This window comes from Amycolatopsis sp. NPDC050768, from assembly GCF_040654155.1.
In the GTDB taxonomy this organism is placed as follows: domain Bacteria; phylum Actinomycetota; class Actinomycetes; order Mycobacteriales; family Pseudonocardiaceae; genus Amycolatopsis.
Map to the genome: position 1 here is coordinate 1,367,680 of NZ_JBFAHL010000001.1, position 12,892 is coordinate 1,380,571.

11 protein-coding genes are annotated in these 12,892 nt (G+C 68.8%); 5 read left to right on the top strand and 6 right to left on the bottom strand.

Annotation, left to right across the window (positions count from 1 at the left end; translation table 11 throughout):
- Positions 1-38: 38 nt before the first annotated feature.
- The 6 genes from gyrB to dnaA all read right to left on the bottom strand — a co-directional run bounded on the left by gyrB (position 39) and on the right by dnaA (position 8,952).
- Positions 39-2,006 (bottom strand): DNA topoisomerase (ATP-hydrolyzing) subunit B, encoded by a 1,968-nt coding sequence (gyrB, locus tag AB0H62_RS06965; RefSeq protein ID WP_220245410.1) that lies wholly within the window; start codon positions 2,004-2,006, stop codon positions 39-41.
- Positions 2,007-2,203: 197 nt separating this feature from the next.
- Positions 2,204-2,737 (bottom strand): DciA family protein, encoded by a 534-nt coding sequence (locus AB0H62_RS06970; RefSeq protein WP_255638571.1) that lies wholly within the window; start codon positions 2,735-2,737, stop codon positions 2,204-2,206.
- 208 nt (positions 2,738-2,945) lie between these two features.
- Positions 2,946-4,100 (bottom strand): DNA replication/repair protein RecF, encoded by a 1,155-nt coding sequence (gene recF, locus AB0H62_RS06975; protein ID WP_220245408.1) that lies wholly within the window; start codon positions 4,098-4,100, stop codon positions 2,946-2,948.
- Between the two features lie 13 nt (positions 4,101-4,113).
- Complete coding sequence (gene gnd, locus AB0H62_RS06980) at positions 4,114-5,004, bottom strand: phosphogluconate dehydrogenase (NAD(+)-dependent, decarboxylating) (RefSeq protein ID WP_220245407.1); 891 nt, start codon at positions 5,002-5,004, stop codon at positions 4,114-4,116.
- A gap of 47 nt (positions 5,005-5,051) precedes the next feature.
- The gene (gene dnaN, locus AB0H62_RS06985) at positions 5,052-6,185 is read right to left on the bottom strand and encodes a DNA polymerase III subunit beta (RefSeq protein ID WP_220245406.1); all 1,134 of its coding nucleotides are present in this window, start codon (positions 6,183-6,185) and stop codon (positions 5,052-5,054) included.
- A 1,048-nt stretch (positions 6,186-7,233) separates the two neighbouring features.
- The gene (dnaA, locus tag AB0H62_RS06990) at positions 7,234-8,952 is read right to left on the bottom strand and encodes a chromosomal replication initiator protein DnaA (RefSeq protein ID WP_360584603.1); all 1,719 of its coding nucleotides are present in this window, start codon (positions 8,950-8,952) and stop codon (positions 7,234-7,236) included.
- A 599-nt stretch (positions 8,953-9,551) separates the two neighbouring features.
- Here dnaA and rpmH point away from each other — a divergent pair.
- From rpmH to AB0H62_RS07015, 5 genes are read left to right on the top strand one after another with little or no spacing between them, the layout of a single operon-like run.
- Positions 9,552-9,695: a 50S ribosomal protein L34 gene (gene rpmH / locus AB0H62_RS06995; protein ID WP_220245404.1), complete on the top strand. Its 144-nt coding sequence runs from the start codon at positions 9,552-9,554 to the stop codon at positions 9,693-9,695.
- Positions 9,696-9,716: 21 nt separating this feature from the next.
- The gene (gene rnpA / locus AB0H62_RS07000; RefSeq protein WP_220245403.1) at positions 9,717-10,148 is read left to right on the top strand and encodes a ribonuclease P protein component; all 432 of its coding nucleotides are present in this window, start codon (positions 9,717-9,719) and stop codon (positions 10,146-10,148) included.
- Between the two features lie 5 nt (positions 10,149-10,153).
- Positions 10,154-10,486, top strand: coding sequence for a membrane protein insertion efficiency factor YidD (gene yidD / locus AB0H62_RS07005; protein ID WP_220245402.1), 333 nt, complete (start codon positions 10,154-10,156; stop codon positions 10,484-10,486).
- A 4-nt stretch (positions 10,487-10,490) separates the two neighbouring features.
- The gene (gene yidC / locus AB0H62_RS07010) at positions 10,491-11,684 is read left to right on the top strand and encodes a membrane protein insertase YidC (protein WP_360584606.1); all 1,194 of its coding nucleotides are present in this window, start codon (positions 10,491-10,493) and stop codon (positions 11,682-11,684) included.
- 28 nt (positions 11,685-11,712) lie between these two features.
- The gene (locus AB0H62_RS07015) at positions 11,713-12,288 is read left to right on the top strand and encodes a R3H domain-containing nucleic acid-binding protein (RefSeq protein WP_360584608.1); all 576 of its coding nucleotides are present in this window, start codon (positions 11,713-11,715) and stop codon (positions 12,286-12,288) included.
- Positions 12,289-12,892 lie beyond the last annotated feature (604 nt).

Sequence of the window (12,892 nt, forward strand, 5' to 3'; positions counted from 1 at the left end):
TCGGGGAAAGAGTCTGGGCTGGCTGGAGTGGCGGACGGCTACACGTCCAGGAAGCGCACGTCCTTGGCGTTGCGCGTGATGAACGAGCGCCGGGCCTCCACGTCCTCGCCCATGAGAACGGAGAACAGGTCGTCGGCCTGCGCGGCGTCGTCGAGGGTGACCTGGCCCAGCAGGCGGTTGGCCGGGTCCATCGTGGTCTCCCACAGCTCTTCGGCGTTCATCTCGCCGAGACCCTTGTAGCGCTGGATCGCGTCGTCCTTCGGCAGCCGGCGGCCGGCCTCGACACCCGCCTGGATCACGGCGTCGCGCTCCTTGTCGGAGTACGCGTACTCCGGGTCCTGCCGCGGCCACTTGATCTTGTAGAGCGGCGGCCGCGAAAGGAACACGTGGCCGTGCTCGATCAGCGGGCTCATGAAGCGGAACAGCAGGGTGAGCAGCAGCGTGGTGATGTGCTGGCCGTCGACGTCGGCGTCGGCCATCAGCACGATCTTGTGGTAGCGCAGCTTCGAGAGGTCGAAGTCGTCGTGGATGCCGGTGCCCAGCGCCGTGATCAGAGACTGGACCTCGGTGTTCTTGAGCACGCGGTCGATGCGCGCCTTCTCCACATTGATGATCTTGCCCCGGATGGGCAAGATCGCCTGGTACATAGAATCGCGGCCTTCCTTGGCCGAGCCGCCGGCCGAGTCGCCCTCCACGATGTAGAGCTCGCACTCGCCCGGGTCGTTGGAGCGGCAGTCCTTGAGCTTGCCCGGCAGGCCGCCGATCTCCAGCGCGCCCTTGCGGCGCACCAGGTCCCGCGCCTTACGGGCGGCCATGCGCGCCTGCGCCGAGGAGATCGACTTGTTGATGATCGTCTTCGCCTCGTTGGGGTTGCGCTCGAACCAGTCGGCCAGCCACTCGTTCGACTGCTGCTGCACGAACGTCTTGGCTTCGCTGTTGCCCAGCTTCGTCTTCGTCTGGCCCTCGAACTGCGGCTCGGACAGCTTGATCGAGACGATGGCGGCGAGACCCTCGCGCACGTCATCGCCGGTGAGGTTCGCGTCCTTCTCCTTGAGCAGCTTCTTCTCGCGCGCGTACGCGTTGACCACGCGCGTGAGCGCGGCGCGGAAGCCCTCTTCGTGGGTGCCGCCCTCGTGGGTGTTGATCGTGTTGGCGAACGTGTACACCGACGGCGTGAAGCCGTTGTTCCACTGCATCGCGACCTCGACCTCGAGGCCGACGCCCTTCGCGTCGAAGGAGATCACGCTCTCGTGGATCGGGTCCTTGCTGCCGTTGATGTGGCGGACGAAGTCCTCGAGCCCACCGGGGTAGCAGTAGACCTTCTCCTTGACGCGGGCCTGCTTGCCCTCCGCGTCTGCTTCGGTCTCCTCGTCGGCCACGCGCTCGTCGCGCAGCGACAGGGTGAGGCCCTTGTTGAGGAAGGCCATCTCCTGCAGGCGACGCGAGATCGTCTCGAAGTTGTACGTCGTGGTCTCGAAGATGTTCGAGTCGGCCCAGAAGGTGATCGTGGTGCCGGTGTCCTCGGCGGGGCCGAGGTCCTCCAGCGGGCCGGCGACCTGGTCGGTGTAGAGCTGCCGCCAGCTGCGGCCGCCGACCTTGATCTCCGCGAGCAGCCTCGTCGACAGCGCGTTCACCACCGAGACGCCGACGCCGTGCAGGCCGCCGGACACCGCGTAGGAGTCGCTGTCGAACTTGCCGCCCGCGTGCAGGATGGTGAGCACGACTTCGAGGGTCGGCTTCTTCTCCTTGGGGTGCATGTCCACCGGGATGCCGCGACCGTCGTCGACGACCCGGACCCCGCCGTCGGCGAGGAGAGTAACGTCGACCTTGGTGGCGAAGCCGGCCATCGCCTCGTCCACGGAGTTGTCCACGACCTCCTGAACCAGGTGGTGGAGACCGCGCTCACCGGTGGAGCCGATGTACATACCGGGGCGCTTGCGGACCGCTTCGAGGCCTTCGAGCACGGTGATGGACGACGCGTTGTACTCGCTCTTGTTCTCGGTCACCGGCGTTGTTTCTCCTCGTCTCGCCCGAGCGGACGCTCGCTACTCCTCCAGTGTACTTGCCCGCGCGTGCTGACATGCGGCAAGGACACCCCTCACTGCGTCACAGAGCCGCGAAATCGCTCGAAGGCGAGTCAGGTCGTAGCTCGCGGGTTGTCAAGCGGTTCTCGGGGAACTCACCCGCCGACGCGCAACCGGAGTCAGCCGTACGTGTCTCGAGGCCCGCGACCCGGCACGACCCGTGGTCCTTTCCGCCAGCTCGGCGCCGTCGGACCCTGGATCCGCATGCGCTTCACGACGCCGTTGCCGACCCCCGCGGCGATCTTCGCGATGAGCTTGCTCTGCAGCAGCCGCAGCTGCGTGGCCCACGCCGTGGAGCTCGCGCGGACGGTCAGCTCGCCGTCCTTGAGGCTCACCGGCTGGGCGTGTTCGGCGACGTCCTCGCCCACGAGCCGAGCCCACTGCCCGAACACGCGCGCGTTGGTCATCGTGTCCTGCCAGCCGCTGTCGGAGACCAGCCGCGAGACGAGCCGGCCGACCGGTTGCGGGTCGCGCGCGTCGGCCCCGGGCCCTGACCAGCGACGACGGCGCGGGTTCTGGCCCCCGCCGCCCGTGATCCGGCCGCGGCGCAGGTTCGGCGGAGCACCGCGTTCCTTCGCCTTGGCCTTAGCGGCCTCGAGCGCGGCGTGCGCCAAGTCCCGTCCGGAGGGCTTCCCGTTCGGCCCAGCGGACACATCACGCTCGGTACCTGAATCACGCGTCCCACGTGGGTGATTGCCCGTTCGGGGGGTGTCAAGGCCCTCATCAGGCCGTTTCGTCACGCGCGGCGATAACCCATTCCCGGGTTTATCCACACTGTCCACAGGTTTGTCCCCAGATCGGTGGGTAACGTCTGTGACCGCGGTCACCCGCCGTGGCCGACTTGATCTTGGGGTCGAGGGCTCAGGCACGGTTGACCTCGCCATCCGCCACCACGAACCGGCTCCCGGCCAGCTCTGACGGCACGTCCTCGTCCACCGCCGCCGTGATGAGCACCTGCTCGGCACCCGCGGCGACCTCCGCGAGCCGCGCCCGCCGTTTGCGGTCGAGCTCGGCAAACACATCATCCAGCAGCAGCACCGGTTCGCCCGCTTCGCCACGCAGGAGCTCGTAGCTCCCGAGCCGCAGGGCCAGCGCGAACGACCACGACTCGCCGTGGCTCGCGTACCCCTTCGCCGGCGCCTCGCCCAGGATCAGATCCAGCTCGTCGCGGTGCGGGCCGACGAGGCTGATGCCGCGATCCAGCTCGTTGCGCCGGACGTCGGCCAGCGCCTTGAGCAGCAGCTCGCGCAGCACTTCCGCGTCCGCCCGCTCGCCCCCGGCCACGCCGTAGCCCGGCGGCAGCGCTTCGCCGAGCGACGACTTGTACGCGATCGACGCCGGCCGCGAGTCCGGCGCGACCCCCATGTAGGCCTCCGCCGCGTACGGCCCGAGGTCGGCGATGAGGTTCAGTCGCGCCGCCAGCAGCTGGGCGCCAGCTACCGACAGGTGGTCGTCCCAGACGTCGAGCGTCGAGAGCGCGTACGGGTCCTCCTTGCCGGTGCGGCGCTTGCCCGCGGTCTTGAGCAGGGCGTTGCGCTGCTTCAGCACCTTCTCGTAGTCCGCGCGCACGCCCGCGTACCGAGGTGCGCGCAGCACGAGCAGCTCGTCCATGAACCGGCGGCGCTCGCTCGGGTCCCCACGCACGAGCGCCAGGTCCTCCGGGGAGAACAGCACCGTGCGCAGGATCCCGAGCACGTCACGCGGCTTGCCGACCGCACCCCGGTTCACGCGGGCGCGGTTGGCTCGTCCCGCCGTGATCTCGAGCTCGACGGTGAGCTCGCGGTCGTCGTTGACCACGGCGACGCGCACGAGCGCGCGCTCGCACCCGTGCCGGATCAGCGGGGCGTCCGTCGCGACCCGGTGGGAACCCAGGGTCGCGACGTAGCCGATCGCTTCGAGCAGGTTCGTCTTCCCCCGGCCGTTCTGACCGACGAGCACGGCCGGGCCCGGTTCGAGGGCGAGGTCGGCTTGCGGCCAGGACCGGAAGTCGGTGACCTGGAGATGTCGCAGATACACGAGCGGGGGGAGGCTAGCTCCCGGCCTTCTTCACAGCGTGACCACCGAACTGGTTGCGCAGCGCGGCGACGGCGCGCATCGCGGCGGAGTCCTTTTGCCGCGAGGAGAACCGGGCGAACAGCGCGGCCGAGAGCACCGGCGCCGGCACCGCGTTGTTCACGGCCTCCTCCAGCGTCCACCGGCCCTCGCCCGAGTCTTCGACGTAGCCCTCGAGGTCGTCGAGCTCCGGGTCCTCCTCCAGCGCGCGCACCAGCAGGTCGAGCAGCCAGGAACGCACGACGGTGCCGCGCTGCCAGCCCTTGATCACCTCGGGCACGTTCTTCACGACGTGCGCGGCCTCGAGCAGCTCGAAGCCCTCGGCGTAGGCCTGCATGATGCCGTACTCGATGCCGTTGTGGATCATCTTCGCGTAGTGGCCGGCGCCGACCTCGCCGGCGTGCGAGAAGCCTTCTTCACGCGGGCCTTCCGGACGCAGCGTGTCGAAGATCGGCATCGCACGGGCGACGTCGGAGCCGGCGCCTCCGACCATGAGGCCGTAGCCGTTGACCTTGCCCCACACGCCACCGGAGACACCGCAGTCGAGGTAGCCGATGCCCTTGGCCGCCAGCAGATCCGCGTTCAGCTTGTCGTCGGTGAACTTCGAGTTCCCGCCGTCGATCACGAGGTCGCCCTCGGACAGCGACTGGCTGAGCTCCACCACGGTCTGCCGCGTCGGCTCGCCGGCGGGGACCATGATCCAGACGATGCGCGGCGCGTCCAGTTTGGACACCAGGTCGGCGAGCGACTCGGAGTCGGCGACGGCCGGGTTGCGGTCGTAGCCCACGACCTCGTGCCCGGCTGCACGCAGCCGCTCGCGCATGTTGAAGCCCATCTTGCCCAGGCCCACGAGACCGAGCTGAACCATGAGATCCCCTTATGTAGGAACGAAAATCCGCGGTTGTGACGCGCCGGTCAGCCCGGGAGCCGGACCGGCATCAGCAGATAGAGATAACCGGGGACGACGTTGCCCTCGGCGTCGGCGGGCTTGATGAGCGCCGGCCGGTTGGGGGTGGTGAAGGTGAGCTCCGCGCGGTCGCTGTGCAGCGCGCCGAGCCCGTCGACGAGGTAGCCGGGGTTGAAGGCGATGGTGACCGGTTCGCCTTCGTAGTCGACCTGCAGCTCTTCTTCGGCGCTGCCCTCGTCGTCGCCGCCGGCGGAAAGCCGCAGCGACCCGTCGGCGAACTCCAGCCGCACCTGCGTGCCGCGTTCGGCGACCAGCGACACACGCTTGATCGACTCGGCGAGCGCCGACACCTCGATCACGGCGCGCGACGTGTGCGTCGCCGGCAGCAGCTGCCGGTAGGGCGGGAACTCCGCGTCGAGGAGGCGGGTGGTGGTGTAGCGGCCGTTGCCCGAGAGGCCGAGCAGGCCTTCGCCGCTGGCGAGCGCGAGGCGCACGGTGCTGCCGGCGCCGCCGAGCGTCTTCGCGGCTTCGGCGAGCGTGCGCGCGGGCACGAGCACCGCGGCGTCGGCCAGGCCCTCCGCGGGCTTCCACGTGAACTCGCGCATGGCGAGGCGGAAGCGGTCGGTGGCCACGAGCGTGAGGGTCTCGCCCGAGATCTCCAGGCGCATGCCGGTGAGCATCGGGAGCGTGTCGTCCTTGCCTGCGGCGGTGACGACCTGGGTCACGGCCTGGCCGAACGTGTCGCCGGTGAGCTCACCCGCGAAGGCAGGCTGGGACGGCAGCTGCGGGTAGTCCTCGACGGGCATCGTCGGCAGGGAGAAGCGCGCGCTGCCGCACGTGATGGTGGCGCGGGCGCCGTCGACGGAGATCTCCACCGGCTGCGCGGGCAGCGCCTTGGTGATGTCGGCGAGGAGGCGACCGGAGACCAGGAGGCGGCCACCGTCGGCGATCGTCGCGGGGACGCCCACCGTGGCGGAGACCTCGTAGTCGAACCCGGACACGGTGAGCGCGTCGGACTCCCCGTCCGCACCCGCGTCGAGCAGCACACCGCCCAGCACCGGCACCGGAGGCCGGGACGGGAGGCTCCTGGCCACCCAGGCGACGGCGTCGGCAAGCCCGTCGCGCTCGACGCGGATCTTCATGCGCGCATCCTTTCGACAGCCGAGCCCCTCGGCTCGTGAAGGGTCGGCGGCTGGCGGTTCACGAGTACTGCGCCGAGTACGCCGCGACCGAGTCCCCACCGGGCCGGCCCGTTTCGGCGTGCCGGGATCGGCGCGCAGGAACGAACCAGGTGCAGGCATCCACGTTAGGCCGTCACCGGGGGTCCCGTCACCTCGGCCTCCCCTTGACTTTGTCGACAAGGAGACAGGCTCGACCGCTTGTCCCCAACTTCGTCCATCGCCTGTTTTTGTTTTGTTCTTTCTTTCAAAAGATCTAAGAGCAGTAGCAGTAATAGGGGCTGTGGGTTGTGTGGACAGAGCTCGTTTGCCCAGGTCGGAGGGCGCGGCGGGGTGTGGAGAGTCCTGGTGGTGGATCGGTGGATGGTTCGGGCGATCGGTGGATGGTTTCGTCTCGGCCGCGATCCATCCACATCTCGGGCCAGTTGTCCCCATGGTTGTCCCCAGGTGTGAGGGCAGTTGTACCCAGGTTCTGTGGGTGCGGAAACGGGTCCGAATCGCCCTGGAGAGTGACGGGCTCCCGTTGTGGATCACGTGTGGGCAACCTGTGGAATCCCCGTGGACAGCCCTGTGGAAAGTCTGTGGATTTCGTGTGGGCGGGATGTGGACCGATTCGGCGTCGCCGCAGCTCCTGGATCTGCTGGAGTTGTGCACAAACTGCGCACAGGGTGGGGAAAACTCCTTGTGTATCAATGGGTTTGAGGATGGCTGCGTACGCGTGCGTACGTGGGCGACGGCACACGCCGCTTGCTTCGCTGCTTCGCCTGTGTACGGGTGCTTCGTCCACGTTGGACCCGGGGCCTTGTGGAAGGTCTTGTGTGGTAGGGGAAACCGGGCTCGCTTGGGTGCTGGGCCGAGCGCGGGGTGCGGCGTGGACGAGTCTCTGTGGACGGACAGCGGGGCTCAGTGCCGGATTGCGGGCCTCGCGAGCGCCGTCGTGAGTACGTCGTCACGTCGCCCATAAAAAAGGAGGGCGCCGCCCGTAGGCGACGCCCTCCTTGAAGCTCCGAAGCTACTGCCGAGCCCGCTGCTTGATCCGCGACGTGAGCTCCTGCACCTGGTCGTAGATGCGCCGGCGCTCGGCCATCTCCTTGCGGATCTTCTTGTCCGCGTGCATCACGGTCGTGTGGTCGCGGCCGCCGAACGTCTGCCCGATCTTCGGCAGCGACATGTCCGTGAGCTCGCGGCACAGGTACATCGCGATCTGGCGCGCGGTGGCGAGCGCCTTCGTCTTGCCGGGCCCGCACAGTTCGTCGAGCGTCACGTCGAAGAACTCCGCCGTGACGCCCATGATGGTCGGCGCCGTGATCTCCGGTGCATGGGAGTCGGGGATCAGGTCGCGCAGCACGATCTCGGCGAGCGAGGTGTCCACGGCCTGCTGGTTGAGCGACGCGAACGCGGTCACGCGGATCAGCGCGCCCTCGAGTTCGCGGATGTTCGCCTCCACGCGCGACGCGATGAACTCCAGTACTTCGCCCGGGACCGCCAGCCGGTCCTGCGCGGCCTTCTTGCGCAGGATGGCGATGCGGGTTTCGAGCTCGGGCGGCTGGATGTCGGTGATCAGGCCCCACTCGAACCGCGTCCGCAGCCGGTCCTCCAGCGTCTCGAGGCGCTTGGGCGGGCGGTCGGAGCTGACGACGATCTGCTTGTTCGCGTTGTGGAGGGTGTTGAAGGTGTGGAAGAACTCTTCCTGCGTACCTTCTTTGCCTTCCAGGAACTGGATGTCGTCGACGAGCAGGATGTCGATGTCGCGGTAGCGCCGCTGGAAGGCGACCTTGCGGTCGTCTCGCAGCGAGTTGATGAAGTCGTTGGTGAACTCTTCGGTCGAGACGTAGCGCACGCGCATGCCGGGGAACAGCCGTTGCGCGTAGTGGCCCACGGCGTGCAGCAGGTGCGTCTTGCCGAGCCCGGACTCACCCCAGATGAACAGTGGGTTGTACGCGCGGGCCGGCGCCTCGGCCACGGCCACCGCGGCCGCGTGGGCGAACCGGTTGGACGCGCCGATCACGAACGTGTCGAAGGTGTACTTCTCGTTGAGCTTCGTCTTCGACGTCTGCGGCTGCGCGGGCGCGGTGTAGGGCTGCCCGGCGATCGGCTGGCCGGAGAACGTCGGCCAGATCTCGTGGACGGCGGCGAGCGCTTCGCCTTCCTCGTCCACTTCTTCGTTCGGGTCGTCGGACTCCTCGAGCGGGGCCGGCTGCGGCACCGGGCGCTGGCGCGGCGGCTCGGGCCGGGCGGCGCGCGCGGCGGCCATGGAGGCGCCGTCGATCGGCGGACGCTGCTGCGCGACGGAACCGTTGTCGAGGCGGCCGTTCTCGAGACGGCGGTTGTCGGGCCGTCCGTTCTCCACGTGCGTGGGGTCGAGGTGACCGGGTTCCAGGCGCCCGTTGTCGATGCGCCCGTTGTCGGGGTGCCCGTTTTCCACCTGAGGGGGTGCGGGCACGTAGCGCGGCGCTGGCGCGATGGCCTCGGCGCTGTCGACCTTCACGGCGAGCGACACGGCGCGGCCGAGCCGGCGGGAGAGGGCGTCGGTGATCGCACCTCGCAGCGCGCGTTCGATCGCTTCCTTCGCGAAGTCACTGGGGGCAGCCAGCAGGGCGGTGCCGTCGAGCAGGCCGATGGGCCTCGTCACCCGCATCCAGGCTCGTTGCTGCGGCGAGAGGGTGCCGTCGGACAGCTCCCGTACCACCTGCTCCCAGATAACGCCCAGATTGTGCTGGTGCTCGGACACCTGTCTGGCTCCCCTCCCCTCGTCGGCGTGAACGGCGGAATCACCCCAACCACGCCCGCAAAACACTCCCCTGGACGTCATCTTGGACCGACCTGCGCGCGGGCACAGCGAATATCCACATAGTTGTCCACAGCTGTGCACTAATGTACGGCTGCCCGCAGCCACGCCACCTGCGGGCTCGGCGTTCGCCGTGGGCGCCTCCACACCCCGGTGGCGATACCGCCGCGCGCCTCGAGACCGGGCGACCCGGAAGAGGCACGCTAACAAGCCTCGCCCGCTGCCACAAGGCACCATTGTGCGCAAGCATTTCACGGTGTACGGCGTGTTGCCATTCGGTGTCCCGGCGTGGGCGAAGGCGAGGTCACGGCCCGGTCGCCGAGCGTGGCGGAGGGGGTGCCTACACGGCTCCCGACCGGGGTGCGTACCCTCGTAAGGTCTCCCGTAAGCGACGGGTGCGTTTCGCGTGCCCACGTATGTCGTCGCTCGTCGTGACGAGGCCACACGTTGGTAGGAGACACCAGAGACTGCCGTGCGCCCGCACGACATGCCGGTAGACGGCCGAAAATCCGTCGCCCGACGGCCGAGACACAGGAGTAGCAGTGAGCAAGGGTAAGCGCACCTTCCAGCCGAACAACCGCCGACGCGCGCGGACCCACGGTTTCCGCCTCCGCATGCGGACCCGTGCCGGCCGGGCCATCTTGGGGGCTCGTCGTCGCAAGGGCCGCGGCGCGCTGTCCGCCTGATCCGGCTCGTCGAGGCGCGCCGTGCTGCCCGCAGCCGCACGTCTACGGCGGAGTGAAGACTTCCGGGTCGTTCTCCGCCGGGGCTCCAGGGCAGGCAGGCGTCGCCTCGTCGTCCACGCGTTGACCACGGACCCGTCCGCGGCCGCACCCGATGCGGCCAGGGCGGGTTTTGTGGTGAGCAAGGCCGTCGGGAACTCGGTGGTCCGCCATCGAGTGACCCGGCAACTGCGTCATCTCGTTTCGGCCCGACTCGGAACACTGCCCCCGGGCAGCTCGTTGGTCGTACGGGCATTACCTCCGGCGGCGTCCGCTTCGAGCGCGGAGCTCGGCGCCGATCTCGACGCGGCGTTGCGCCGGCTCGGACTCACCTCGTCCCGCCGCGCCGCCGGGGAAGATGCTCCCCGGCAACCGCGTCAGCAGGACGCGGCCCCCGACCACGGATCAGCGGTGTAACGGCAATGCAAGCCACTCCCGAGCACACCCACGGCGGCACCGACGTCACCGGGGAGACGGCCCCGCGCCGCCCCGGGCCGGTCGCGTGGGTGCTGCTCCTCCCCATCAAGTTCTATCGCAAGGCGATCTCGCCTTTCCTGCCGCCGGCCTGCCGCTTCTACCCGAGCTGCAGCGCGTACGCAGTCGAAGCCCTGACCCGGCACGGTGCCGGCCGCGGCTCCTACCTCGCGCTGCGCCGGCTGGGGCGGTGCGGCCCGTGGACACCGCCGGGCCGCGATCCGGTACCCGAGAAGTTCTCGTGGCGCCACCACCTGCCTGAAACACCGATCGAGGAGTAGCTCAGTGCTCGATTTCATCTACTACCCCGTGTCCTTCATCTTGTGGTGTTGGCACAAGGTATTCGGGTTCGCGTTCGGGGAAGCATCGGCGATTTCCTGGATCCTCGCGATCATCTTCCTGACGTTCACGGTCCGCGGCATCATGTTCAAGCCGTTCGTGAACCAGGTCCGGTCGATGAAGAAGATGCAAGACTTCGCGCCGGAGATGAAGAAGCTCCAGAAGAAGTACGCGAACGACAAGCAGCGCCAGGCGCAGGAGATGCAGAAGCTCCAGCGCGAGCACGGCGTCAACCCGCTGGGCAGCTGCCTGCCGATGATTCTTCAGATCCCGGTGTTCATCGGTCTGAACCACGTGCTGCGCGCGTTCACGATCCTGCCGCCCGGCGGTGGCGTGAAGACGGAGAACTACTTCTTCAACCAGCACGATGTCCAGTCGTACGTCACCGCGAAGCTCTTCGGCGTCAACCTGGGTGAAGCGGTCTACAACGGCGTCGGGGTGGTCAGCGGCAGTGTCGCGGCTCCCGGGTTCCACTGGAACGTGCTCCCGGTCGCGCTACCCCTGATGATCATCGCGTCGATCGCCACGCACCTCACCGCGCGGCACTCCGTGGCCCGGCAGAACGCCGCGTCGGCCACCTCGCAGACCGCGATCATGAACAAGCTGACGATGTACATCTTCCCGCTCGGCGTGCTCGTGTTCGGTGCCCTGTTCCCGCTCGGCCTGCTCTTCTACTGGCTGGCGAACAACGGCTGGACGCTGATGCAGCAGCGGCTCGTGTACACGCGCATCGACAAGGAAGAGGCCGCGCGTAAGGCGGAGGCCGCGGAGAAGCGAGCGTCGCTCGGGCCGAAGCCCGGGCAGAAGCCGACGGCTCCGAAGGTCGGGCAGAAGCCTGTGCAGCAGAAGAAGAACAACCCGTCCGGCAACGGTGACCAGCAGGGCAAGGTGAGCAAGGCGGGTTCGGCGCACGGTTTCGCGCAGACGAAGTCCCCGTCTTCCTCGGGTGGCGTGGAGAGCAAGAAGAACGCCTCGGCCGAGGCTGCCTCGCAGTCCACGCCGGCCGAGCCGGACACCGATGCGACCCCGTCGAAGCCGGCGCAGCAGCCGGCCCAGAACGGATCGAACAAGGAGAACGGAACCGGGGTTCCGGGGCTCCTCAAGGACTCGACCAGGAAGTCGGGCCGGAAGCGTCGCTGACGCGTCCGGTTCGGAGAGGAGACGAATGATGTCGGAGACGGTCGACACGATCGACGCCGATCAGGACGAAGAGACCACGGCCTCGGCCGCACCCGCCGTGGGTGCCCCCGCCGAGGCCGCCGACGAGAAGCAGGGCGGCGACGACCTGCTCGTGCAGGAAGGCGACATCGCCGGCGACTACCTCGAGCGCCTGCTCGACCTGCTCGACTACGACGGCGACATCGACCTCGACGTCGAAGCCGGCCGCGCCATCATCAGCATCGACGGCGGCGAGGACCTCGAAAAGCTCGTCGGCCCCCGCGGCACCGTGCTCGAGGCCCTGCAGGAACTCACCCGCCTCGCCGTCCAGCAGGAGACGGGCTCCCGCAGCCGCCTCATGCTCGACATCGCCGGCTGGCGCGCCGACCGCCGCGAAGAGCTCCGCGAACTCGGCCGCTCCACCGCCGAGTCCGTCCTGTCCAGCGGCGAGCGCGTCCGCTTGCAGCCCATGAGCCCCTTCGAACGCAAAGTCGTGCACGACGCGGTGGCCACCGTGGACGGCGTCACGAGCGAAAGCGAGGGCGAAGACCCGAAGCGCCGCGTGGTGATCTTCCCGGAGGGCTGAGCCTCCTGGACACCATCCTTGCGGCCGTCACGGCTTGCTGCGGGTGATCTGGACGCATCACTGAGTATTGCGAAGCACTGAGCAGAAGCGGCCCGCCGGACTTCCGGTGGGCCGCTTCTTTTGTCTCTGCTCTCTTGCTCGTTCCGCCGTACTGTGCGCGCCGTCGGCTCTCGCGCCGGGCTGCCTCGCCACCGTGCCCAGAACGGCTCCTCACGCCGGTCGCCTTGCCGCCGTTCGGCCGTGCCCCGAACCGGCTCCCGCGCTTGCCGCCGCGCCCCGCACTGCTGCCGCGCTCATCGCTTCATCACGTGCCCGGACCCGTTCCTCACGCCCACGCCCGCCGCCGGCTCCCCCGCTGGGCCGCCTCACCGCCGTGCCCCGCACGCTGTTGCCGCGCTCATCGCCTCATCACGTGCCGGGCCCGTCCTCTACGGCCGCGTGCCGTCGGCTCCCGCGCTCGGCCGCCTCACCGCGTGCCCGGAACGGCTCCCCACACCATCGTCTTGCGGCCGTGCCCCGCACGCTGTTGCCGCGCTCATCGCCTCATCACGTGCCGGGCCCGTCCTCTACGGCCGCGTGCCGTCGGCTCCCGCGCTCGGCCGCC